Annotated in this window: 20 protein-coding genes; 10 read left to right on the top strand and 10 right to left on the bottom strand. The window is 68.4% G+C overall.

Annotated features, from left to right (window positions below; translation table 11 throughout):
- Positions 1-11 precede the first annotated feature (11 nt).
- Entirely contained in the window at positions 12-719 is a 708-nt protein-coding gene (locus BAY61_RS03750) for a hypothetical protein (protein ID WP_091810535.1), read from the bottom strand.
- Positions 720-927: 208 nt separating this feature from the next.
- Here BAY61_RS03750 and BAY61_RS03745 point away from each other — a divergent pair, with 208 nt between their 5' ends.
- The 7 genes from BAY61_RS03745 (at position 928) to BAY61_RS03715 (ending at position 7,845) form a co-directional block, all read left to right on the top strand.
- Complete coding sequence (locus BAY61_RS03745; RefSeq protein ID WP_091810536.1) at positions 928-2,706, top strand: acetyl/propionyl/methylcrotonyl-CoA carboxylase subunit alpha; 1,779 nt, start codon at positions 928-930, stop codon at positions 2,704-2,706.
- 126 nt (positions 2,707-2,832) lie between these two features.
- Complete coding sequence (locus BAY61_RS03740; protein WP_245865771.1) at positions 2,833-3,273, top strand: DUF1707 SHOCT-like domain-containing protein; 441 nt, start codon at positions 2,833-2,835, stop codon at positions 3,271-3,273.
- Positions 3,274-3,283: 10 nt separating this feature from the next.
- Positions 3,284-3,811 carry a GNAT family N-acetyltransferase gene (locus tag BAY61_RS03735; protein ID WP_091810537.1) on the top strand — a complete coding sequence of 176 codons (528 nt, stop codon included), beginning with the start codon at positions 3,284-3,286 and terminating at the stop codon, positions 3,809-3,811.
- Positions 3,808-5,199, top strand: coding sequence for a hypothetical protein (locus BAY61_RS03730; protein ID WP_176879909.1), 1,392 nt, complete (start codon positions 3,808-3,810; stop codon positions 5,197-5,199). Before BAY61_RS03735 ends, BAY61_RS03730 begins: the two co-directional genes overlap by 4 nt.
- Positions 5,196-6,074 carry a hypothetical protein gene (locus tag BAY61_RS03725; RefSeq protein ID WP_091810538.1) on the top strand — a complete coding sequence of 293 codons (879 nt, stop codon included), beginning with the start codon at positions 5,196-5,198 and terminating at the stop codon, positions 6,072-6,074. The genes BAY61_RS03730 and BAY61_RS03725 overlap by 4 nt, the downstream gene beginning before the upstream one ends.
- The gene (locus BAY61_RS03720) at positions 6,071-6,439 is read left to right on the top strand and encodes a hypothetical protein (RefSeq protein ID WP_091810539.1); all 369 of its coding nucleotides are present in this window, start codon (positions 6,071-6,073) and stop codon (positions 6,437-6,439) included. The genes BAY61_RS03725 and BAY61_RS03720 overlap by 4 nt, the downstream gene beginning before the upstream one ends.
- Positions 6,436-7,845 (top strand): class I adenylate-forming enzyme family protein, encoded by a 1,410-nt coding sequence (locus BAY61_RS03715; protein ID WP_245865769.1) that lies wholly within the window; start codon positions 6,436-6,438, stop codon positions 7,843-7,845. The genes BAY61_RS03720 and BAY61_RS03715 overlap by 4 nt, the downstream gene beginning before the upstream one ends.
- Here the strand turns inward: BAY61_RS03715 and BAY61_RS03710 are convergent.
- Positions 7,838-9,583 carry a glycerol-3-phosphate dehydrogenase/oxidase gene (locus tag BAY61_RS03710; protein ID WP_091810540.1) on the bottom strand — a complete coding sequence of 582 codons (1,746 nt, stop codon included), beginning with the start codon at positions 9,581-9,583 and terminating at the stop codon, positions 7,838-7,840. The two genes, BAY61_RS03715 and BAY61_RS03710, sit on opposite strands and share 8 nt — an antisense overlap.
- A 209-nt stretch (positions 9,584-9,792) precedes the next feature.
- Here BAY61_RS03710 and BAY61_RS03705 point away from each other — a divergent pair, with 209 nt between their 5' ends.
- Together BAY61_RS03705 and glpK are read left to right on the top strand one after the other, a co-directional pair.
- Positions 9,793-10,542 (top strand): MIP/aquaporin family protein, encoded by a 750-nt coding sequence (locus tag BAY61_RS03705; RefSeq protein WP_091810541.1) that lies wholly within the window; start codon positions 9,793-9,795, stop codon positions 10,540-10,542.
- 24 nt (positions 10,543-10,566) lie between these two features.
- A complete protein-coding gene (glpK, locus tag BAY61_RS03700) occupies positions 10,567-12,078 on the top strand; it encodes a glycerol kinase GlpK (protein ID WP_091810542.1) in 1,512 nt (503 codons plus the stop codon).
- 93 nt (positions 12,079-12,171) lie between these two features.
- On the opposite strand, the gene BAY61_RS03695 is transcribed toward glpK, so the two are convergent.
- Together BAY61_RS03695 and BAY61_RS03690 are read right to left on the bottom strand one after the other, a co-directional pair.
- Positions 12,172-12,948: a VOC family protein gene (locus BAY61_RS03695; protein ID WP_091810543.1), complete on the bottom strand. Its 777-nt coding sequence runs from the start codon at positions 12,946-12,948 to the stop codon at positions 12,172-12,174.
- Between the two features lie 75 nt (positions 12,949-13,023).
- Positions 13,024-14,424, bottom strand: coding sequence for an NAD(P)H-quinone dehydrogenase (locus BAY61_RS03690; RefSeq protein WP_091810544.1), 1,401 nt, complete (start codon positions 14,422-14,424; stop codon positions 13,024-13,026).
- Between the two features lie 95 nt (positions 14,425-14,519).
- Here BAY61_RS03690 and BAY61_RS03685 point away from each other — a divergent pair, with 95 nt between their 5' ends.
- Positions 14,520-14,972, top strand: coding sequence for a gamma-glutamylcyclotransferase (locus BAY61_RS03685; protein ID WP_185769997.1), 453 nt, complete (start codon positions 14,520-14,522; stop codon positions 14,970-14,972).
- A gap of 514 nt (positions 14,973-15,486) precedes the next feature.
- On the opposite strand, the gene BAY61_RS03680 is transcribed toward BAY61_RS03685, so the two are convergent.
- The 6 genes from BAY61_RS03680 to BAY61_RS03655 form a co-directional block, all read right to left on the bottom strand.
- Positions 15,487-16,386, bottom strand: a complete 900-nt coding sequence (locus BAY61_RS03680) for a DUF559 domain-containing protein (protein WP_091810545.1) — start codon at positions 16,384-16,386, stop codon at positions 15,487-15,489.
- Positions 16,387-16,597: 211 nt separating this feature from the next.
- Positions 16,598-17,899, bottom strand: a complete 1,302-nt coding sequence (locus tag BAY61_RS03675; protein WP_091810546.1) for a M20 family metallopeptidase — start codon at positions 17,897-17,899, stop codon at positions 16,598-16,600.
- Between the two features lie 213 nt (positions 17,900-18,112).
- Entirely contained in the window at positions 18,113-18,457 is a 345-nt protein-coding gene (locus tag BAY61_RS03670) for a hypothetical protein (RefSeq protein ID WP_245865765.1), read from the bottom strand.
- Positions 18,454-19,455, bottom strand: coding sequence for a methylmalonyl Co-A mutase-associated GTPase MeaB (gene meaB, locus BAY61_RS03665; RefSeq protein ID WP_091810547.1), 1,002 nt, complete (start codon positions 19,453-19,455; stop codon positions 18,454-18,456). Before meaB ends, BAY61_RS03670 begins: the two co-directional genes overlap by 4 nt.
- Positions 19,456-19,457: 2 nt before the next feature.
- A complete protein-coding gene (scpA, locus tag BAY61_RS03660) occupies positions 19,458-21,629 on the bottom strand; it encodes a methylmalonyl-CoA mutase (RefSeq protein WP_091810548.1) in 2,172 nt (723 codons plus the stop codon).
- Positions 21,629-23,509 (bottom strand): methylmalonyl-CoA mutase family protein, encoded by a 1,881-nt coding sequence (locus tag BAY61_RS03655; protein WP_091810549.1) that lies wholly within the window; start codon positions 23,507-23,509, stop codon positions 21,629-21,631. Before BAY61_RS03655 ends, scpA begins: the two co-directional genes overlap by 1 nt.
- Between the last annotated feature and the right edge of the window lie 4 nt (positions 23,510-23,513).

The following is a 23,513-nucleotide window of genomic DNA, read 5'->3' as shown; positions in this document are numbered from 1 at the left end:
CGATGCGATTCTCACCGGCAGGCGCCGAGCTCGCTCTCGGTCACCGTGACATCGGGCCAGTTCCGCAACTCGCCAGGCGAGTTGTACGTCCCGGTGCACCCGACCTCACCACCCCTGAGGTCGAAGACCTCGGCGAGCACCGGCGCCTGCTGGCATTCGGCCGCCGTCCCGGCGGAGCTGCACTCGTGCCGGACGACGACGACCTCGGGAGTGTCGTCACCGACGACGTCGTCGAGCACGATGGCGCCCGCGTCGGAGAAGTACGGCCGCTCGGCAGCCCGCCAGGTGTCCCCTCGCCACACGTGGATCTCGCCTGCCGTCCCGCCGTCGTGCGGGCCCCTGACGAGGCACACCGGGGTCGCGGTTTCCGCGCACCGCAGCGAGTCCCTGTTGAGCCGGACTCCCATGCCGGTGATGGCGGTTTCCGCGACCTTGGCCGAGCCGGGTCCTCCCGCCCTCAGCTTTCCCGTCCCGCCCTCGTGGTCGGCGAGCAGTTCCACCGTCATGCCGTTGACGTCGGCGGAAGCCACCACCCTGCACGGTTCGTCGCCACAGCCCGCGCTCGCGGTCGGGTTCACCTGCCCGGCCTGCCCGCCCGCGAACACGGGTGGGCTCGGATCCGGCCGCAGCAGGACCGCGACGACGAGTGAGGCCACCACGACGACACCGGCCAGCGACACCACGACGAGCACAGGCCGGGGCAGCGCCGGTGACCGCACTACGACCTCCCTCCACAGTCCTCGCCCGAGCGTAAGTGAGGTCACGGTTCACATCACGGAAAGTCGCCGCACCGAATGAGCACCGTCACTGAGCACCGCTTCCCTTGTGAGTGACCGATCCACAAGCCACTCAGCGTGAGCTGGCTCTCACCGCGCCCTTGCCTGCGATCCGTAGACTCCTCCGTGAGCAGCTAACAGGGAGGTAAGCGTGCCGCAGGCAGCCAGCGTGACGAAGATTCTCGTTGCCAACAGGGGCGAGATCGCCGTACGCGTCATCAGGGCGGCGAGAGACGCCGGGCTGGCCAGTGTGGCCGTGTACGCAGACCCCGATCGCGACGCGCCACATGTGCGGATGGCCGACGAGGCATTCGCACTCGGCGGTACGACAGCCGCCGAAAGCTACCTGGTTTTCGACAAGTTGCTGGACGTCGCGAAGCGGGCGGGCGCGGACGCGGTCCACCCCGGCTACGGGTTTCTCTCGGAGAACGCCGATTTCGCCCAGGCGATCCTCGACGCGGGTCTGACCTGGATCGGCCCGAGCCCACAGGCGATCAGGGACCTTGGTGACAAGGTCACGGCGAGGCACATCGCGCTCAAGGCGGGCGCACCACTGGTTCCCGGCACCAAGGACCCGGTGGAAACCGCCGACGAGATCGTCGCCTTCGCCGAGGAACACGGGCTTCCCGTCGCCATCAAAGCCGCCTTCGGCGGTGGCGGCAGGGGCCTGAAGGTCGCCCGCACCAAGGAAGAGATCCCGGAACTCTTCGAATCGGCGACCCGCGAGGCGGTGTCCGCCTTCGGAAGGGGCGAGTGCTTCGTCGAGCGCTATCTCGACAAGCCGAGGCACGTCGAGGCGCAGGTTCTGGCCGACCAGCACGGCAATGTCGTGGTCGTGGGCACGAGGGACTGTTCGCTTCAGCGCAGGCATCAGAAGCTCGTCGAGGAGGCCCCCGCGCCCTTCCTGAACGAGCAGCAGCGCGAGACGATCCACTCCTCGGCCAAGGCCATTTGCAAGGAAGCCGGATATTACGGAGCGGGCACCGTCGAATACCTCGTCGGGATCGACGGCACCATCTCGTTCCTTGAGGTCAACACCCGGCTTCAGGTGGAGCACCCGGTTTCCGAGGAGACCACCGGCATCGACCTGGTACGCGAACAGTTCCGGATCGCGGAGGGCTCCCCGCTGCCCTTCACCGAGGACCCCGCGCCGAGGGGCCACTCCATCGAATTCCGGATCAATGGTGAGGACGCGGGCCGTAACTTCCTTCCCGCGCCCGGCACGGTCAGCAAGCTCGGGTTCCCCGAGGGGCCAGGCGTGCGGGTCGACTCCGGCGTCGAGGCAGGCAGTGTCATCGGCGGCCAGTTCGACTCGATGCTCGCCAAGGTGATCGTCACCGGCACCGACCGGCAGCAGGCCATCGAGCGCAGCCGCAGGGCACTGGACGAGATGACGGTCGAGGGCCTCGCCACCGTGTTGCCGTTCCACCGCACGATCCTGCGCGACCCGGCGTTCATCGGCGACGGAACGGGTTTCTCCGTCCACACCCGGTGGATCGAGACGGAGTTCGACAACACCATCGAGCCGTTCACCGCGCCGCAAGCCGACGAGGACTCCGAGGAGACCGAGCGGCAGAACGTGGTCGTCGAGGTCGGCGGTAGGCGGCTTGAGGTGTCGCTGCCGGGTGGGCTCGCCCTCGGTGGCGGCGCACCGGCCGGTGAGGCGAAGGCCAAGAAGCGCAAGCGGGCCGGTGGCACGAAGACCGCCGTCAGCGGCGACGCGGTGACCGCCCCCATGCAGGGCACCATCGTGAAGGTCGCCGTCGCCGACGGCCAGCAGGTCGAGGCGGGCGAGCTGATCGTCGTGCTGGAGGCCATGAAGATGGAAAACCCGGTCAGCGCGCACAAGTCCGGCACGATCGCCTCGGTCGCCATCGAGGTGGGAACCGCCGTCAGCCAGGGCACCGTCCTGCTGGAAATCAAGGACTGACGAAGCAAGGGAGCTTTACTACCGCCATGCGGTAGTAAAGCTCCCTTGCTTCCGTCCGGCCGGAACCGCTGAGAAGCGACTCAGCCTTGATGGCCGAGGTGGCCCATGCGGACATACCATCGACACGTGACCGTCGACCAGCCCGAAATGCGCCTCAGCGACGCTGAGCGGCAGGAAGCGCTGGACGCACTCTCCGAGCATGTGCGCACCGGCCGGATCGACCTCGTCGAGTTCGACGAGCGGTCACAGAAGGTCAGCACGGCGAAGTTCCGCAAAGACCTCGAAGCATTGTTCAGCGACCTTCCCGAACCCCAGCCCAGCGTGCTGCGCACGGTGCGCAGGCTGCCGCCGCAGCAACCACACCAGCCACAACCGGTGCAGCGGGCCTCGGCACCGCCGATGACGTGGCAGCAGCGGGTCGCCTCAAGCGCCGTTCCGATCGCGGCCATCATCGCCGCCATCCTGTTCTTCACCGCCGCCCGCGGCGTGATCTTCATTTTCGCGCTGCCCGCGATCGTGGCCCTGCTCGTCGGATCACTCGGCAACCGGCGACGACGCCGGTTCTAGAATCTCTTTCGTGGAACCGGTCGAGATCAACGCGGGGAGCTGCTATCTCCGGCAGTTGCGCGCCGACGGCTTCATCGACGACCGGCCCGCCCTCATCGCGGCCTTCGACGATCCCGTCTTCCTCAGGTTCGTTCCCGGTTTCGATCTCAGCACGACGGCCGCCGCCGACGACTACGTCGCGCGAAGGGCCCAGGAATGGCTCGACGGCACCCGGTGCTCGTGGGCCATCGCGGAGCCGACGACCGGCGAGCTGCTCGGCGAGGTCGGGCTCAAACGGCTCGACCTTCCGCACGGCAACGCGGAGACCGCGATCTGGCTGCGGCCGGGCGCCCGTGGCCGTGGCCTCGCCACAACGGCGGTCGGCGCCGCGCTCCGCTTCGGGTTCGGCGCGCTCGGGCTCACCGCCATCCACTACCTGCACGAACCGGACAACGTCGCTTCCGGCGCCGTCGCGGGGCGCTGCGGGTTCACGTATATAGGCCCCGTGCTGGGCACCCGTGACGTCCGCTGGACCGTCGGCCCCGGTGAGGTCGCGTGAGGCATTCCGTTCTCGCGGTGGTGGCCGCGCTCGTCTGGCTGCTCGCGCCACCGGCGTTCGCTCAGGACGACACCGAAGTCTCCTCGCCACCCGCCGTCCCCGGCAGCGAAACCGGCACCGAGCTGCCGCCGAAGCTCGACGTCCCCTCGGCACTGGCCGCACTGGAGGACGAACAGATCTACCGCGCCCCCGGCGCCGTCGCCTACCTCGACGAGGAACTGATCCGCGCGGAACTGGGCCCGGACATGCGCATCCTCATCGGACCGTTCACCGGACCGGTTGGCGAGACCGGCAACTACGTCGACGACAGCGAACGCCGAGCACAGACCTACATCCCGCTCAGGGAATGGAGCGAAGACACGGGTCGGGTCCTCATCCGCGTCGAGGGGTTGCTCGCCTCGTCGAGCAAAGGCGTCACCGCGACCCCCAGCGACCTCGACGAACTGCGAGGGCACACCGCGGCCCACGACGTGACCGACGCGGTTCTCACTCTCATCCGGCACGCCAAGGACCTGCCGACCGACTCGACGGACTACCCGGTGCGACAGGTCGTCGCGCCGACCGAGCGGCAGGTGTCCGAACTCGCCGAAATCCTGCGGCGCACCCCCGTCTACAACGCTCCCGGCCGCGAGGATCCCATCGCACTGCCGAGAGATTTGATCGAGGAGCGCACGGGCTTCACGGTGCGCGCGGCCGCGCTCCCCGTACTCGCGCCGGGCGAACCGGTCGTCGACTACGCCCCCGCGCTCGCCGAGGAGTTTCCCGGCGAGGTCGTCCTTGTCGCCCACGGTGGGTGGCTCGATGTCGCCGGACCGGAGAACGTGGCGCTGACCTCGGCCCGCAACTACGCGTTCGGCCGGTTCCAGCAGGGCAGTTTCCGGCAGGGCAGCCCCATGCAGGACCGCATCGGCACCATCCTCGTACGCGCTGACGAACTGCTGACCGAGCATCCGTTCGGCCGGCCACAACCGAAGACGCTCCAGGAGCTCATCAGCGAGGTCGCGCCATGGGTTCTCGGCGGATCGGCGCTCGTCGTTGCCGGAATCCCACTCGCGAGGATGACGGCGCGGCGCGTGGAAAAGGCCCGTGCGGAACGCGCCGAGTTCGCCGAACGCCGCGCGGAGACCTTCGCCGAACTCGCGGCGCTCGGCGAAGACCTGCTCGCCGAGGACGATCAACGAGACACCAGCGGCGCCGCCGAACGGCACGCGACCGCGACGACCCTCTTCGAACAGGCCACGACCACCGCGGCCATGGAGCAGGTGCGAGTGGTGATCGGCGAGGGAAGCAGGCAGTTGCGTCCCGGCCGTAAGAAGAGACGCAAGAAGCGGCGCAAACAGCTCAGGGAACGTGCCAACGCCGAGGCGGCGACGGAGAACGAATCATGAAAAGGGTTCCCGGGGTCGTGTGGATCGGCGCCGCGTGCGGGCTGATCGCCTTCCTGTTCGTCTTCACTCCGTGGGCGACGTCGAGTGCCAAGGCCAAGGCCGCCGCCGAGGGGCTGCGCTCCGGTTCGGTCTACGCGCAACGGGGCGCCCCTGACCTGGTGGATGCCGAACGCGCCGAGCGGATCATCGGCGACAGGGCCATCGTCGTCGCCCTCTTCGACGAGGAACCGCTGACCGAGTTCTCCGGAGAGGACAATCCCCGCAGGGCACTGTGCCAGGACCTCGCGAGCCTCGTACCGTCCAACCTGGTCGTCGTTTTCGCGGCCGACGAGGACGGCGAGTACGGCAGTTCCTATTGCGACGGCCCGAGTTTCCCGATCGAGGACAACTTCTCGCTCAAGGTGATCGCGGGGGCCGAGCAGTCGTGGAAGTACCGCACCACCAGCACCGACCTCACCCCTGAGCTGGAGGAATACGTCCTGACCTTCGACGTCACGGCGGCGGAGGACCACGGCGAGGTCCCCCGCAGGGGCCCGGTTCCCGACGCGATGGCGTTCGGTCAACTGCTGATGGCCTGTGCCGCGATGATCGCGGCGACGGTGCTGCTGTTCCTGCTGCTCCGCCAGGCCGCGAAGGCGCTGCGCCGCAGGCAGGGCAAGACCGGTGCGCTGCGAAAGCGGCGCAAGGCGATCGACGCGAGGTTGTCCAAAGTCGCCGAAAGGGTGCTGCGCCCCCGCGATCCGGAGTGCGCCTCGAACGCGAAGCTCGCGGCGGACTACGCCGACGCCCTGCACCGGTTCCGCGAAGCCGACACCTCGCAGCGCCTCGGCGTTGTCGAGGCGAAGGTGACCGAACTGGAGAACGTCATCCGATGACCTGGTTGTGGCTGGGCATCGCCGGTGTCGTGCTGGTCGCGGGCGCGGTGCTGCCGGTCGTGGCGGTACGAAAGCGGCGAAGGCCCGGCGAATCGGGTGAGGAGATCTCGGCACGTTCGCGGTACCTGTTACTCGGCCACTACGTGGAAAAACCGGTCAGCACCAGCGAACCCGTGCCGCGCGGGTTGCTGAACGAGGCGACCGAACGCTGGCACAGCGCGGGAGCGGCACTCGCCGAGGCGAGGCACACCGACGACTTCACGCTGGCGAAGCGGATCGCGGACGAGGGAATCGCGGCGGTCGCGAAGGCGCATGCGCTACTCGGCATCCCGGGACCCGAGCAAGGTCGCGGGGAGACCCGGTGAGTGCCTTCCTGAGCCGCGTTCTCGGTGAGTTGCGGGGCGAAGGGAAAGCACCGCTTTTCCTTCACGACGGCGCGGAAATGACCAGGCGCGAGGGCTACGATCGGCTGCTCGGCCTGTACGGGAAGCTCGCGGCCGAAGGCATCGGCGATGGCGACCTCGTCGCCGTCGATGGCGGTAACCGGCCGGACACGATGCTCGCGCAACTCGCCGTCCACCTCAGCGGCGCGAGCCTGCTGCTGATTCCCGCTTCGGCTAGCCGTCCCGACCGCGGGGCCGTCCTCGCTTCCGCGAGGGTCAGTGCCGTGTTCGCCGAGCAAGGACATGGCGGCTACCATCGCACCATCCTCCTTCGACCGTCCACAATGGATGTCACGGAGCCCGTCCTCTCCGCCACGGTGCACACCGTCTTCTCGTCGGGAGGCACGACGGGGACGCCGAAACTCATCGGTCACCGCGGCATCTACGAAGGCATGGCCCACATTTTCCCCACCGGTGGTGGCGACGACCCGAACCGGGTGCTCGTCGTCGCCCCGCTGTCGCACCTCACCGGGCACTGCGCCGCACTCGGAGCGCTGCTCACCGGTGACACCGTGTTGCTGCACGAGGGTTTCGACGCCGAAGCGGTGCTGCACGCCATCGGCGAACACGGCGCGACCCACCTCTCGCTCACCCCGCCACGGCTCGCCGCGCTACTGGATCACCCGAAGCTGGCCACCACCGAGCTTTCCGGACTGCGCAGGGTTTCGCTCGGCGCGAGCCCGCTGCCGGTGCGCAGACTCAGCCAGGCGCTCGACGTGTTCGGGCCCATCGTCGGCCAGGGATACGGCCTCACCGAAGCACCCATGATCGCCAGCATCGACGCCGCCGACTACGCGGATCACCCCGAGCGGCTCGGCTCGGTCGGCCGCGTCGTCCCCGGCATGGAAGCCAGGATCGACGAAGGCGAAGTGCTCGTGCGCGGGCTGGCGCTCATGGAGGGCTACCACGAGCAACCGGAACTCACCGCCCGTGCCGTCGGCGACGGCTGGCTGCGGACCGGCGACGTCGGCCGGTTCGACCACGACGGTTTCCTGTACCTGCTGGACAGGGCCGACGACGTGGTCGTCACCGGCGAACACGGCACAAAGGTCTACTCCACTGTGGTCGAGGACGCCATCGCCGCCCATCCCCTTGTCCGGCAAGCCGCCGTGGTCGGCGTGCGGACCGGCGCGGACGACGGCGACACCCTGCACGCGGTTGTCGTCGCCGACCCGGCATTGACGGCCGGATTGCTCCGCGAACACGTGCGGGCTCTGCTCGGTCAGGAGCACTTCGTACCGGCCACCGTCGAGTTCACAGGCGAACTCCCACTCACCGAGGTCGGCAAGGTCGACAAGTCCACGTTGCGAGCGCGCCGGTTCAGCTGACCGGCTCGATCAGCTTCGCCCTCGCCTCGGGTGCCTCGGAGCGGCGAGCGTCGGCGGTCTCGTCGTCGGGTTCGGTCTGTGACTCGCGTTCGGCCTCGCCCCTCGCCCGGTACACCTCGACCTCCTTCGCCGCGGTTTCCGGCGACCAGCCGAGTACCTCGCCGACCAGTTCGGCGACCTGCTCGGCACAGTCCACCCCGCGATGCGGGTACTCGATCGAGATCCTTGTGCGCCTGGCCAGCACGTCTTCCAGGTGCAGCGCGCCTTCGTGGCTCGCCGCGTAGACGGCCTCGACCCTCAGGTAGTCGGGTGCCTTCTCGATGGGGCGCAACAGGTCCGGACGGCCGTCGGCGAGCGAGAGTACCTCGCCGACGAGTGAGCCGTACCTGTCGAGCAGGTGCCGCACCCGGTAGGGGTGCAATCCGTGCGCCGCCGCGAGCTGATCGGCCTGATTGACCAGCGCGTAGTACCCGTCGGCTCCGATGAGCGGAACCTTGTCGGTGATGGAGGACTGCACGCGCGAAGGCAGGTCGACCGACGCCGCGTCGACCGCGTCGGCCGCCATGACCCGGTAGGTCGTGTACTTGCCGCCCGCGATGGCGACCAGTCCCGGCGCCACCCTCGCGACGGCGTGCTCGCGGGACAGCTTCGACGTTTCCTCGCTCTCCCCGGCCAGCAACGGCCGCAACCCCGCGTACACACCCTCGATGTCGTCGTGGGTCAGTGGTGTCGCCAGCACCGAGTTGACGTGTTCGAGCAGGTAGTCGATGTCGTGTTTGGTGGCGGCGGGGTGCGCGAGGTCGAGGTTCCATTCGGTGTCGGTGGTTCCGATGATCCAGTGGTTGCGCCACGGAATGACGAACAGCACCGACTTCTCCGTGCGCAGGATGAGGCCCGACTCGGAGACGATGCGGTCGCGGGGAACGACGATGTGCACGCCCTTGCTCGCGGTGACCCTGAACCGGCCCCTGCTGCCCGAAAGCCGCTGCAACTCGTCGGTCCACACGCCGGTGCAGTTGACGACGGCGCTTGCCCTGACGTCGGTTTCCCTGCCGTCCTCGACGTCACGCACCCGAACGCCGGACACCCGGTCGGCTTCTCTCAGAAACTCAACCACCTGGGTGGATGTGCGAACGACGGCCCCGTATTGAGCGGCGGTCCGCGCTACGGTCATGGTGTGCCGCGCGTCATCAGCCTGCGCGTCGAAGTACCGGATACCGCCGATCAGCGCGTCCCTTTTCAGCGCGGGGACCATGCGCAGGGCTCCCGCTCTGGTGAGGTGTTTCTGTCCGGGTACCGAACGCGCACCGCCCATCGTGTCGTACATCAGCAAGCCTGCTGCCGTGTACGGCCGCTCCCACACGCGATGGGTCAGCGGGTACAGGAAACTCACCGGCTTGACCAGATGCGGCGCGAGCCGGGTGAGCATCAGCTCCCGCTCGCGCAGCGCCTCACGGACGAGTCCGAACTCAAGTTGTTCGAGATATCGCAGCCCGCCGTGAAAAAGTTTGCTCGATCGGCTGGATGTTCCGGAGGCGAGGTCTCTCGCCTCGACCAGCGCGACCCGGAGTCCTCGGGTCGCCGCGTCGAGCGCGGTACCCACCCCGACCACTCCGCCGCCGATGACGACGAGATCGAAGGTCTGCTCCCCGAGTCGTTCCCAAGAAGCGTCCCGTTGCTGCGGACCCAGCCTCGCTGGATTCGCGCCGGGCGTGTCACGTTGCTGCTGCGCGGTCAACTGTTCCTCCTCGCCACGATGTCGGGCGCACCCAACCAGGATGGCACGGGTTTGCCCGGCCGCATCTCGTCGTCGGGTGAGATTGCGACACTCGGCGCTGGAGAGATCAGCCCGCCAGGGAGTACCGTGCGGGTTCCGCGGGTCGGCAACGACGCCCACTGCGTCCTGGCTGCCCTGCGCAAACGGTGTCCAGTGTGGAGGGCGGAGCCATGAGTCCTGGCGGGATTTTCGTCTGGGAGATGTTGGGCACTTCGGTGCTCGTGTTACTTGGTACGGGTGTTGTGGCCAACAACGTGCTTCGCAGCACCAACGGAAATGGAACCGGATTCTTATTCGTCACCATCGGTTGGGCTTTCGCGGTGTTCGCCGGGGCGAGCATCGCCGATCCCACCGGCGCGCACATCAACCCCGCCGTGACGCTGGGGCTCGCGATCGCCGACAAAACCGCGTGGGGCGACGTTCCTTACTACTTCGCGGGCCAGATGGTCGGCGGTATCCTCGGCGCCGTCCTGTGCTGGCTGACCTACAAACTGCAGTTCGACAAGCACCCCGAGCCGCAGAACACGCTCGGCATCTTCTCGACGGCACCACAGATTCCCAGCAAGGTGTGGAACTTCGTGACCGAGGTGATCGGCACCTTCGTGCTGGTCGCCTGGATCCTGCTCTCGCCGGTCGTGTCGGGGGGCAGCGACGGAGTGCCGGAGTTCGGCAACTCCGCGCTCGGCTACGCGGGCGTCGCGTTCGTCGTGCTCGTCATCGGTACCTCGCTTGGTGGCCCGACCGGGTACGCCATCAACCCGGTACGTGACCTCGGGCCCCGCATCGCCTACGCGTTCATCCTGCCGATCCGGGGCAAGGGAGACGCCAACTGGGGCTACGCCTGGGTGCCCGTCTTCGGCCCGCTCGCGGGTGGTTCACTCGCCGCCCTGCTGTACCTGGCCGTCCACAACCTGACGTGAATCTGACGTGAATTTGGAGTAGGCATGCCTTCTTATGTCGCAGCAATCGACCAGGGCACCACGTCGACCAGAACCATGCTGTTCGACCACTCCGGCCGGGTCGTCGCCTCCGACCAGCGCGAGCACAAGCAGATCTTCCCGCAAGCAGGCTGGGTCGAGCACGACGCGGAGGAAATCTGGGCCAACGTAAGGGCGACGGCGGCCGGAGCGCTCGCCGACGCCGACATCACGGCGGCCGACGTCGTCGCCGTCGGCATCACCAACCAGCGCGAAACCACCCTCGTGTGGGATCGCAACACCGGCAAGCCGGTCTACAACGCCATCGTGTGGCAGGACACCAGGACCGACCGCATCATCACCGATCTCGGCGCGCTCGGCGGCGGGCAGGAACGCTACCGGGACAAGACCGGGCTGCCGCTCGCCACGTACTTCTCCGGCCCGAAGATCAAGTGGATCCTGGACAATGTGGACGGTGTGCGGCAACGCGCGGAAGCCGGTGATTTGCTGTTCGGCAACATGGACACCTGGGTGCTGTGGAACATGACCGGCGGCCCCGACGGTGGTGTGCATGTCACCGACCCCACCAACGCCTCGCGCACGATGCTCATGGATCTGGACACCCTGTCCTGGGATGAAGGCATCGCGGCCGACATGGGTATTCCGCTTTCGATGCTGCCCGAGATCAGGTCGTCGTCCGAGAAGTACGGCAAGGTGCGCGAGCGCGGCGCGCTCGGCGGGGTCCCCATCTCGGGCATCCTCGGCGACCAGCAGGCGGCGACCTTCGGTCAAGCCTGCCTCTCCCCCGGCGAAGCCAAGAACACCTATGGCACCGGCAATTTCGTGCTGCTCAACACCGGCACCGACAAGGTGATGTCACAGAACGGCCTGCTGACCACCGTGTGCTACAAGATTGGTTCGAACGACACGGTGTACGCGCTGGAAGGCTCGATCGCGGTCACCGGTTCGCTGGTGCAGTGGCTGCGCGACAACCTGAACATGATCAGCTCGGCCGCCGAGATCGAGCGGTACGCCAAGGAGGTCGACGACAACGGGGGCGCCTACGTCGTTCCCGCTTTCTCCGGCCTTTTCGCCCCGTACTGGCGCTCCGACGCGCGCGGCGTCATCGTCGGTCTCACCCGCTTCGTCAACAAGGGACACCTGGCGAGGGCGGTGCTCGAAGCGACGGCGTTCCAGAGCCGCGAGGTCATCGACGCGATGAACGCCGACTCGGGGGTTCCGCTCAAGTCGCTCAAGGTCGACGGCGGCATGGTGGTCAACGACCTGCTCATGCAGTTCCAGGCGGACATCCTCGGCGTCTCCGTCATCCGCCCCGTCGTCAACGAGACCACCGCGCTCGGCGCCGCGTACGCGGCGGGGCTCGCGATCGGCTTCTGGGAGAGCGAAGAGGACATTCGCAGCAACTGGGCCAAGGACAAGCAGTGGGACCCCACCATGGACGACGAGCGAAGGGACCGCGAGTACCGCAACTGGAAGAAGGCCGTCACCAAGACCTTCGACTGGGTCGAAACCGACTGACCATCCCCGCGCCCGCAGCGCAACCCCCAGTTTGAGAGCAAGGGAGCTTTACTGCCGTATTCCGGTAGTAAAGCTCCCTCGCTCTCATCGACGTCACCCTTCCGGGGCGACGGAGATCAGCAGGAAATAGGCGCCCTGGTTGTCGGTGACCGTGGCCATGCGGCCGTAGGGCGAATCCATCGCGGGACGCACGAGTGTTCCGCCGAGCCGTTCGACGCGCTCGACCGCGGCGTCCGTGTCGCTCACCCCGAAGTAGGCCGACCAGAACGGCGGCACCTCGGCCGGGGTCTCGTCCCCCATCCCGCCGATTCCGCCGACGATGTTGCCGCCGACCTTCAGGGCCGCGTACGTGAAGTCACCTTCGACGTCCTCGAAGTCGTATCCGAACACGTCGCCGTAGAACCGTTTCGCGGCGGCGTAGTCGCGCGTCATGCACTCGTTCCACACATCGGTTCCGACCACATTGGCCAGCCCGAAGCCCGTGTGCCGCCCCGCCTGCCACACCCCGAACACCGCCCCTGTCGGGTCGGCGGCGATCGCCATCCTGCCCGCCCCCGGTACGTCCATCGGCGGCATCATGAGCTGCCCGCCGTTCTCACCGATGGCGGCGACCGTCTTGTCGAGGTCCGACGAGGCCAGATATATCGTCCAGGCCGACGGCATTTCCTGGCCCTGCGGTTGCTCGCCGATACCGGCGACCTGTCTGCCATCGATCGAACACAGGACGTAGTTGCCCATGTCGCCGCCCTGCTCGGCAAAATCCCAGCCGAACAGTGCTCCATAGAAATCCAGCGCCATGCGCTGGTCGGGAACCACCAGGTCGGTCCAGCACGGCGTGCCGTCCGGCCACGGCGTGTCGCGAGTCGTCATCACGCACTCCTTACCTCAGATCGTTCTCGTGACCAGTGTCACTCCGAAGACCGGCAAGGAGCAGTGCCAAACGACTCAGTCGAGGTCGTCGTGCCGCATGAGCTGCCTGCCCGCTTCGGTGATCGACCCGGACAGCGACGGATACACCGAGAACGTCAGCGCGAGGTGCTCGACGGTGAGCTGGTTTTGCACGGCGAGCGCGATCGGCAGAATCAGCTCGCTCGCCGTCGGCGCCACGACGACACCGCCGACCACGACACCCGTCGCGGGACGGCAGAACAGCTTCACGAACCCCTGCCGCAGCCCTTCCATCTTGGCTCGCGCGTTGGTCGCAAGGGGCAGCATGATCGTGCGGGCCGGAACCTCACCGGAGTCGATCGCCTGCTGGCCGATGCCGACCGTCGCTATCTCCGGGTGGGTGAAGACGTTCGCGGCGACCGTCCTGAGCCGGATCGGCGCCACGCCCTCGCCGAGCGCGTGCCACATCGCGATCCTGCCCTGCATGCTGGCGACGGAGGCGAGCATCAGCAGCCCCGTGCAGTCCCCTGCGGCGTACACGCCGGGCGCGTTCGTGCGCGAGACCCTGTCGACACTGATGAACCCGCCTGGACCGGGCTCGATACCGACCTTTTCGAGGCCGATGTCGGTGGTGTTGGGCACCGACCCGACCGTCATCAGCGCGTGGCTGGCTTCGATCTGCCTGCCGTCGGTGAGGTGGATCCGCACGCCCTTCTCGACCCGCTCGACCCGGTCGGCCCTCGCGTGTTTGACCACCGTCGTACCTCGCTGGGAGAACACCTCCTCCAGCACGGCGGCCGCGTCGGCGTCCTCGTGCGGCAGCACCCTGTCCCTGCTGGAGACGACGGTGACCTTGACTCCCATCTCGGTGTAGGCGGAGGCGAACTCGGCGCCGGTCACGCCTGATCCGATGACGGCGAGATGTTCCGGCAGTTCGGGAAGGTCGTAGAGCTGGCGCCAGTCGAGGATCCGGTCGCCGTCGGGGACCGCGCCCGGCAGCACCCTTGGCGTGGCGCCGGTGGCGATCAGCACCACGTCGGCGTCGAGTACCTCGTCGCCTTCCGGCCCGCTGACGGCGATCTTGTGGGTGGCGAGGCCGGGTTCCTCGTCGCGGAAGGTCGCGGTGCCGATGAGGACGCGCACGCCCTCGCGCTGCACCCTGGCCCTGATGTCGGCCGACTGGGCGAGCGCGAGTCCGCGAACCCTGCCGTGCACGGTCCGCAGGTCGACTCTCGTGTCCGCCAGGTCCATGGCGATTCCCAGTTCACGGAAGCCGTGCAGGCTCGCGCGGGCCCCCGAAGAGGCGATGAAGGTCTTCGACGGAACGCAGTCGTAGAGGACGCAGGCACCACCGAGACCGTCGCGCTCGACGACCGTCACGTCGGCGGCGTGCTGGATCGCGACCAGCGCCGCCTCGTACCCGGCGGGGCCGCCACCCATGATCACGATCTTGGTCACTCTTGCCCTCCTCGTCATCACCTTCGCGCCCACTCTAAGACGGGACACGCCGAGTGCGTCCTTTCGGGTGAGGGCATGGTCGCTAGGCTGTGGCCGTGCCCTTGTATGCCGCTTACGGGTCCAACATGGAGCCGACCCAGATGATGGAGCGAGCCCCGCACTCGCCGATGGCGGGTACCGGCTGGCTCGAAGGCTGGCGGCTCACCTTCGGTGGTGAGGACGTCGGTTGGGAGGGCCCGCTCGCCACCATCGTTGAGGACCCGAACTCGCGGGTGTTCGTCGTGCTCTACGACGTCACCAACCTGGACGAGTCGACGCTCGACCAGTGGGAAGGCGGCGAACTGGGGCTGCACAACAAGATCCGGCTGCGGGTACAGACCATGGACGGCTCCGTGCTGGCGTGGTTGTACGTGCTGGATGCCTACGAGGGCGGTCTGCCCTCGGCCCGCTATCTCGGGGTGCTGGCCGATGCGGCCGAAGCCGCCGGTGCCCCCGCCGACTACGTCGGCAACCTGCGTACCCGCCCCTGCAAGGGCATCGGTCCCTGACTGTCGGGGGCCCGCCCCCCTCCCCCACCCCGTCAAGCTCCGCGAGTCCCCCGCCCAGGGCGGCGAGATCCGCATCCAGGCACGTGAGATCCGCACTCGGGGCGCCGAGATCCGCGCCCAGGGCGGCGAGATCTGCATTCAGGACGACGACATGCGCGCTCGGGTCGGCGAAGTCCGCACCCAGGGGTGCGAGATCCGTGTCCAGGCACGCGAGATCCACGCTCGGGCCGCCGCGACCCGCGCCCAGGGCGACGAGACCCGCGCCCAGGCGCAAGATCCGCGTCGACGCCCACCGCGATCGGCGCCCAGACGCAAGATCCGCGCCCAGGCCCACCGCGACCGGCGCCCAGACGCAAGATCGGCGCCTAGTCGCCGAGACCCGCCCAAGGCCGCGAGAGCCCGTCCCGACCGCGCGATCCACGCCCAATGGCTAGGAGATCCGCCCAATAGGCGAGAGTCCGAGTCCAGGCCGGCGACCTGGACCGTGAAGGCAACCCAGCTCCTCGCCGGCGGCTTACGCCGCGAGCCCCCGAATCCGGAACGCCGTCTTCACCTCCGCGATCAGCCGCCCCGGAGCCTTGAGATCCTCGGCGTCGGCTCTGATCACCATCCAGCCACGACGCCGCAGGTCGGCATCCCGCGCCCGGTCGTAGGCATGCCGTCGTTCGTGCGCTTCATATCCGTCGTACTCCACCGCGACCCGCTGCTCCGGCCAGGCGAAGTCGAGCCGGTAGATCTCGTTGCCCGCGAGGTCGACAATGCTCACCTGTTGTCGGGGGATGGGCAGGCCACCTTCGACGAGCGACAACAGGAGCCAGCTCTCCGGCGGCGACTCGGCGAGCCCGGTGGCGAGGTTGAGCACAGCCTGCGCCCTGCGCCTTCCACGCGGGTCACGTTTGGTGCGCACCCGGTGTTCGATCCAGGCGCGCAGCCTTGGCCGGTCCGTCTCCGGCAACAGGCGCAACGCCTGATCGGTGCACGCGAGCGCGGTCCGTCTCGTGCCATGACTGAGGACTTCGGCGGCCGCGAAGTCGAGCGCGAGCACGGGAAGACCGTCGAGTTCGACGAGATCCTCGGCCAGGACGGCGCCATGGTGCACTTTGACCCCGAGGCTCGACCTCGGTTTGTGTCCATAGGGCACGAGCAGGTGCACCGGAGCGGTATCCGCGGCCGTACAGCCGTGCAGCGCCAGCGCCGTCGGCCCGGTCAGGATCGCATGCGGCCCTGCCCCGAGCACGGCCGCGGCCGCTCTCGTGCAGAACTCGGCACGACGCCGGGAATCGACGACGACAGTGCGGGAGTAACTGACGAGCCGTCCGGCTTCCAGTTCACCTCGCAGGACCGGCGGCCCGAGTTCGCGAACGAGATCGGACCGCAGGTAGGCACCGTGGAGGCCCTGAGGTAGTTGGGTCATGGAACCCACGGTCCGGGCTCGCATGCCACGGCGACAGGGGCAATTCGCCAATCTGTGGACAACTCGCGGGTTGTGGATAACTCGCGGGTTGCCGGTTCGGACCGCGAGTGCGCATTTCGGCGCCCCGAGCGCGGATCTCGCTCGCCCGAGCGCGGATCTCGGCGTCCCGAGTGCAGAACTCGGCGACCTGGACGGGGGACTCGCGGGTCCCTCAGGCCAAGGCGGCCAGCGCGGTGTGCACCATGACCCGCACACCGGTCAGCAGGGCGCGTTCGTCCAGTTCGAAGCTGGGCTGATGCAGGTCGCGCATGGTGCCCTCGCCCGACCACACGCCCAGTCGCGCGAACGCGCCCGGCACATGCTCCAGGTACCAGCCGAAGTCCTCACCACCCGACGACTGTTCGGTACCGGTCGGCGCGTCGGCACCGAGCGCGGCCTCGACGCCGGCCCTGAGAATCGCCGTGCTCTCCTCGCCACTGACCACCGGCGGCACTCCGCGCCGGTAGTTGAGGTCGTAGCCGACCCCGGTCGGCGCCAGCAGCGACTCCACCGACGACGCGACAAGCGGCTCCAGCGCCGTCCACGTGCCGTGATCGGCGGTCCGCAGCGTGCCGCGCAGCAACCCGTCCTGCGGAACCGCGTTGGCGGCTTCACCGGCGTGCACGGCGCCCCACACCAGCACGGTGCCGGAACGGGGGTCGACCCTGCGCGACAGCAGCGACGGCAGCGCCGTGATGACGGTGCCGAGCGCGTGCACCAGGTCGGCGGTCAGGTGCGGCCTGGACGTGTGCCCTCCCGGCGAGGTCAGGCGCAGCTCGACGAGGTCGGCCGCCGAGGTGAGTGGCCCCACCCTGGTACCGACCTTGCCGACGGGCAGCCGGGGGTCGCAGTGCAGCCCGAAGATCCGGTCGACGCCCTTGAGCGCACCGGCCTCGACGGCGTCGAGCGCGCCGCCCGGCATGACCTCCTCCGCCGGCTGGAAGATGAGCCGGACCTTGCCCGGCAGCTCGGGAGCGGTGGCGAGCGCGAGCCCGGCCGAGAGCAGCACCGTGGTGTGCAGGTCGTGCCCGCAGGCGTGCGCGACGCCCTTCACCGTCGAGGCGTAGGGCAGCCCGCTGGCCTCGGTGAGCGGCAGGGCGTCGAGGTCGGCGCGCAACGCGACGCACGTGGAACCCTCGCCGATGTCGCAGATCACGCCGGTGCCGCCGGGCAGCACCCACGGGTTCAGACCTGCCGACCGCAGCATCCTCACGACCAGCTCGGTCGTGCCGTACTCCTTGCGCGCCAGCTCGGGGTTGGCGTGGATGTGCCTGCGCCATGCGACGACGTCGGCCGCGTGCCCGCGAAGCCATTCGTCGAGCCACGCCGGTCCGCGTCCCGCACCCATGTCGAGTACCGGGGCCATGCTGACACCGGTTGCCGTGATCAGAGCCTGGTCCGGGCTGTCCGCGCCCACCTGGGGAGAACCGTCTGGCTCCCCGGGGACCCCTGGTCGTGAGTCGAGTACCGTCACGCCGCACCTCCGTGCGAGCCCAGCGCAGCAGCCATTGCTGGTACTACTGTGATTCGCCGGGAAATCGTTGCCTTACGCATTTGTGTCCAGTCTTGCACCAAACAGGTGATGCGAAGACCCGGATGCTCTAGTGACGAGACGGAAGGTAGCCGACTTGCGCTGAACGGCTACAGAGGGTTCAGCTTCACTGAAAGCCGGACTGTGGGACGAGCGTCACTTCTTCTTGGTCCGCTTGGCGCGGATCCTGCGGCCCCAGATGACCGCGACCAGCAGCACACCAGCCGCGACGCCGACGATGACCTTGCTCTTCGTGTTCTCGGCGTCAGCCTCTGTCTGCGGGTCCAGCACGGGCCCCGGCTCGGGTGTCTCCTGGTTCAGCACCGGGGTGAGAGGGCCCGCGGCCGCGACGACCGGTTGAGCGGCGGCCGCGGAAGGCACGAAAGGCCCGCCGACCGAACCACCGAGACCAACGAGGACGACGAGAACGACAAGGACCCCGGCCAGGACGGAAAGCACGCGCACGCCGCCAGTCTGCCCTGTCACGGGGCGTGACGTCACGCCTGAATCGTGGATTGCCCACCGAAGGCGTCAAGGATGCGTTCCGCCGCGAGCGTCGCGGTCAGCTTTCCCTCCCTGACGTCTTTCTCGACCTCGGGAACGAGCTTGCGGACGTCCTCGTGCGAGGAGAGCCGGTCGAGCAGTTGCTCACGCACCATGGCCCAGGTCCAGTCGACCTGCTGATGCTGCCGTTTGGCGACGAGTTCGCCCGAGTCCTCCATCGCGGTGGCGTGCCTGCGGATCTGCTGCCATATGGTGTCGAGCCCGACGCCGGTGAGCGCGCTACAGGTGAGCACGGGCGGCGTCCACGCGGCTTCGGGACCGTAGATCAGCCGGAGCGCGCCGGAGAGTTCCCTTGCCGCCTTCTTCGCCTCCCGTTCGTGCTCGCCGTCGGCTTTGTTGACGGCGATGACGTCGGCCAGTTCGAGCACGCCCTTCTTGATGCCCTGTAGCTGATCGCCGGTACGGGCGAGCGTGAGGAAGAGGAAGCAGTCGACCATGTTGGCCACGGTCACCTCGGACTGTCCGACCCCGACGGTCTCGACGAGCACGACGTCGTATCCCGCCGCCTCCATGAGCACGATGGTTTCGCGCGTCGCCCTCGCGACGCCGCCGAGTGTTCCGGAGGTAGGCGATGGGCGGATGAACGCGGCGGGGTCGACGGCGAGGCGAGCCATCCTCGTCTTGTCGCCGAGGATGCTGCCGCCCGTGCGGGTCGACGAGGGGTCGACGGCGAGCACGGCGACCCTGTGCCCCGCGCCGGTGAGGTCGGTGCCAAGCTGATCGATAAATGTCGACTTGCCGACTCCGGGAACGCCGGTGATGCCGACCCGGTGCGCGCCACCCGCCTGCGGCAGCAGCTCGACCAGCAGTTCCTGCGCCTTCCGCCGGTGATCGGACCTGCTCGACTCGACGAGTGTGATCGCTCTGGAGAGCATGCCGCGGTCGCCGGAGAGCACGCCCTTCGCGTAAGCGGTGACGTCGATCTCGCGGGCCATGCCTATGAGTGTGCCTGTTCGAGCTGGTCGAGCAGGTCGATGGCCGCGTCGGAGATCACCGTGCCTGGACCGAAGATCGCCGCGGCGCCGGCGGCCCTCAGCTCCTCATAGTCCTGCGGCGGGATGACGCCGCCACAGACGACCATGATGTCCGGCCTGCCCAGCTCGGCGAGTTCGGCCCGCAACGCGGGAACGAGCGAGAGATGTCCCGCCGCGAGCGAGGAGACACCGACGATGTGGACGTCCGCCTCGACCGCCTGCCTCGCGACCTCGGCCGGTGTCGAGAACAACGGGCCGACGTCGACGTCGAAACCGAGGTCGGCGAAGGCCGTCGCGATCACCTTCTGACCCCGGTCGTGGCCGTCCTGCCCCATCTTGGCGACGAGGATGCGCGGCCTCCTGCCGTCGGTCTCGGCGAACCGCTCAACCCTGTCCCTTGCTTCCCGCACGTTCCCCGACTTTCCGACCTCGTCGCGGTACACGCCGGAAATGGTACGGATCTGGCCGGAGTGGCGTCCCCAGATCCGTTCCAGCGCCCCGGAGATCTCGCCGACCGTCGCCTTCGCCCTCGCCGCGCCGATGGCGAGTTCGAGCAGGTTGCCTTCGGTCCCCTCCGCCGCCGAGGTCAGCCGGCGCAGCGCGTCGTCGACGGCGTCCTGGTCCCGTTCTTCCCTCAGCGCGCGCAGTTTTTCCAGCTGTTGCGCCCTGACGTCGGCGTTGTCCACTTTGAGCACGTCGATCTGCTCGTCTTCGGCGACCCGGTACTTGTTGACCCCGATGACCGGTTGCCTTCCGGAGTCGATGCGGGCCTGTGTCCTCGCCGCGGCCTCCTCGATGCGCAGCTTCGGAATTCCGGCGTCGATCGCGCGGGCCATCCCTCCGGCCGACTCGACCTCGCTGATGTGTGCCCACGCCTTGCGGGCGAGGTCGTAGGTGAGGCGTTCGACGAACGCGCTGCCTCCCCACGGATCGATGACCCTCGTGGTCCCGGATTCCTGTTGCAGCAACAACTGCGTGTTGCGGGCGATCCGCGCCGAGAAGTCGGTCGGCAGCGCGAGTGCCTCGTCGAGGGCGTTGGTGTGCAGCGACTGTGTGTGCCCCTGCGTCGCCGCCATCGCCTCGACACACGTGCGGGTCACGTTGTTGTAGACGTCCTGCGCGGTCAGCGACCAGCCCGAAGTCTGGCAGTGGGTGCGCAACGACAGCGATTTGGCGCTGGCGGGCTCGAATTGCTTGACGAGCTTCGCCCACAGCAGCCGCGCCGCGCGCATCTTGGCGACCTCCATGAAGAAGTTCATGCCGATCGCCCAGAAGAACGACAGTCGCGGCGCGAACGTGTCGATGTCGAGTCCGGCGTCGAGGCCCGCCCTGAGGTATTCGACGCCGTCGGCGAGCGTGTAGGCGAGTTCGAGGTCGGCGGTCGCCCCTGCTTCCTGCATGTGATAGCCGGAGATGGAGATGGAGTTGAACCTCGGCATGCGCCGCGACGTGTAGGAGAAGATGTCGGAGATGATCCGCATCGACGGCGCCGGCGGATAGATGTAGGTGTTGCGGACCATGAATTCTTTGAGGATGTCGTTCTGGATGGTCCCCGCGAGCTGTTCGGGAGCCACGCCCTGCTCCTCCGCCGCGACGACGTAGAGCGCGAGTACCGGCAGAACGGCACCGTTCATGGTCATCGACACGCTCATCTTGTCGAGCGGGATCCCGTCGAAGAGCTGCCGCATGTCGTAGATGGAGTCGATCGCGACCCCCGCCATGCCGACGTCACCGGAAACGCGGGGGTGGTCCGAGTCGTAGCCGCGGTGGGTGGCGAGGTCGAAGGCGACCGAGAGTCCTTTTTGGCCCGCGGCGAGGTTACGCCGGTAGAAGGCGTTGGACGCGCCAGCCGTGGAGAACCCGGCGTACTGCCTCACCGTCCACGGCTGGTTGACGTACATCGTCGGATAGGGGCCCCGCAGGTAGGGCGCGATACCGGGATAGGTGTCCAGGAAGTCCACATCGGACAGGTCGGAGGCCGTGTAGAGCGGTTTGATGCCGATCCCCTCCGGCGTCTCCCACATCAACGCGTCGGCGTCCTTGCCGGTGCTGGCATTGAGCGCGCGCGTCCAGTCCTGCCTTTCCGAGGTCTCCGGCGTGCCGAGTTCGACGTCGGCGAAGTCGGGAATGCTCATCAGTCCACCGCCAGTGTGTCGAGGAGTCCGGTCAGTACGGTGAGCGCGGGGCAGCCGGAATGGACGTAGCCGGAGACGCCTTCGTACGCCGACGGTGCACCGGCGAGCAGCACCTCGGTCGCACCGGCCGCGCGCAACGCGGCGGCGACCTCGCTTGCCTGCTCCGCGTAGGACTTGTCGCTGCCGCACAGGCACGCCACGCTCGTCCCGCTCGCGGTGAACGCGGCGACGAGTTCGTCCGTCCCCGACGTCACCCCCGGGTTGACCGGCTCGATGCCGCCCGCCTGGAACAGGTTGGCCGCGAACATCGCGCGGGCGGTGTGCGCGGCGAGCGGTCCCAGCGTCGCGAGGAAAACCGACGGCCTGGCGCCGTGCTCGGCGAGGTGCTTGTCGGAGCGGTCGCGAAGCGCCTCGTAGTCCTCGGCGTAGCGGACCTTTCGCAGTCCTCCACCGTCCACGACGGATGGCGCGGTCGGCCGGGTCACGGGTTTCTCGTTCAGGTCGGGATACTCGCTGACCCCGGTGATCGGGTCGGCCCTCGTGTCGAGGCGCTTCCTGCGCGCGGCCAAGGTCTCGGCGAGTCTGTCGGCCAGTTCCCCCGACCGCAGCTGCTCCGGCAGGCCGCCGCCCTTCTCGATGCCGGTGAATTCGCGCCACGCGGCCTTGGCCATGTCGTCGGTGAGTTTCTCGACGTACCAGGAGCCGCCTGCCGGGTCGATGACACCGGCCAATTTGGACTCTTCGAGCAGGATCGCCTGTGTGTTACGGGCGATGCGGCGGGCAAAGGCGTCGGAGAGCCCGATCGCGGCGTCGAAGGGAAGTACCGTCACCGAATCGGCTCCACCGGTGCCCGCCGCGAACGCGGCGATCGTCGTGCGCAGCATGTTGACCCACGGGTCGCGGCGGGTGAGCATGGCGGGCGAGGTGACGGCGTGCTGCCGCATCCCCGCGCCCCGCGCGCCGGACACCTCGGTGACCCTCGACCACAGCCGCCTCGCCGCCCTCAGCTTGGCGATGGTGAGGAACTGGTCGGCCGTCGCGGCGAACCGGAACTCGATCTGGTCCGCGGCGGTGGCGACGTCGAGTCCGGCCCCGGTGAGCGCCCTCAGGTAGGCCACTCCGGCGGCGATGGCGGCGCCGAGTTCCTGCGCGTCGGATCCGCCTGCCTCGTGGAAGGGCAGTGCGTCGGCGACGATCGTGCGCAGACCCGGGTACCGACCCACCACCTCGGCGGCGAGTTCGGCGGCTGGGGCGAGTTCCGCCCGCGTGCCCGTGCGGGCGGCGACGCCGACCGGATCGGCGCCGAGGTTGCCCGTCACCGCGCTCGCCGGGATGTTCCTTTCGGCGAGCAAGGCGAAAAAGGCCTCCGCGCCAGCGAGGTAGGAGTCGCCGGGTTCGAGCACGACGGGGGCGAGATCGACGTGTACCCCGGTCAGCGCTTCGGCCAGCGCGTCAGGCGCGAGCGCACCGTCGCCGACCCGCAACCACACCGAGTTGACCCCGCCTTCGAGATCGGCGAGGACGGCCCTGTTGGTCGCGGCGGGGTCGGGTTCGCCGTGCAGCGCCCTGATGTCCCAGCCGCCCGCGACGTGACCGTCGGGCGCGGTGCCCCTGACGAACGGCGGCAGCCCCGGATACCCGGCGAGTGCGGCGGCTTCGGCATCTTCGGCGGTGTAGAGCGGCTGGATCGTGATGCCGTCGTAGGTCCGAGTGCCGAGTAGCTGGTCCGGCGCGCCGGTGAAGTCGGCGGGCAGGGCTCCGCTCTTGGTCAGTACGCCCGCGACGAGGCGTTCCCATTCGGCTCTGCTCGCGGGTTCGAACTCGCCCGCCAGTGTGAGCTGGTCGGGCTCGGACCCCGGCGTCCCTGCCACGTCAGTCATACCT

The organism is Prauserella marina (assembly GCF_002240355.1).
In the GTDB taxonomy this organism is placed as follows: domain Bacteria; phylum Actinomycetota; class Actinomycetes; order Mycobacteriales; family Pseudonocardiaceae; genus Prauserella_A; species Prauserella_A marina.
This window is presented reverse-complemented; position numbering and strand designations above follow the sequence as displayed.

Coding starts and splice junctions, on each gene's coding strand:
- glpK (WP_091810542.1), top strand. CDS start 10,567: ATGCCTTCTTATGTCGCAGCAATCGACCAGGGCACCACGTCGACCAGA.
- BAY61_RS03680 (WP_091810545.1), bottom strand. CDS start 16,386: ATGACCCAACTACCTCAGGGCCTCCACGGTGCCTACCTGCGGTCCGAT.
- BAY61_RS03720 (WP_091810539.1), top strand. CDS start 6,071: ATGACCTGGTTGTGGCTGGGCATCGCCGGTGTCGTGCTGGTCGCGGGC.
- scpA (WP_091810548.1), bottom strand. CDS start 21,629: ATGAGCATTCCCGACTTCGCCGACGTCGAACTCGGCACGCCGGAGACC.
- BAY61_RS03705 (WP_091810541.1), top strand. CDS start 9,793: ATGAGTCCTGGCGGGATTTTCGTCTGGGAGATGTTGGGCACTTCGGTG.
- BAY61_RS03725 (WP_091810538.1), top strand. CDS start 5,196: ATGAAAAGGGTTCCCGGGGTCGTGTGGATCGGCGCCGCGTGCGGGCTG.
- BAY61_RS03695 (WP_091810543.1), bottom strand. CDS start 12,948: ATGACGACTCGCGACACGCCGTGGCCGGACGGCACGCCGTGCTGGACC.
- meaB (WP_091810547.1), bottom strand. CDS start 19,455: ATGGCCCGCGAGATCGACGTCACCGCTTACGCGAAGGGCGTGCTCTCC.
- BAY61_RS03655 (WP_091810549.1), bottom strand. CDS start 23,509: ATGACTGACGTGGCAGGGACGCCGGGGTCCGAGCCCGACCAGCTCACA.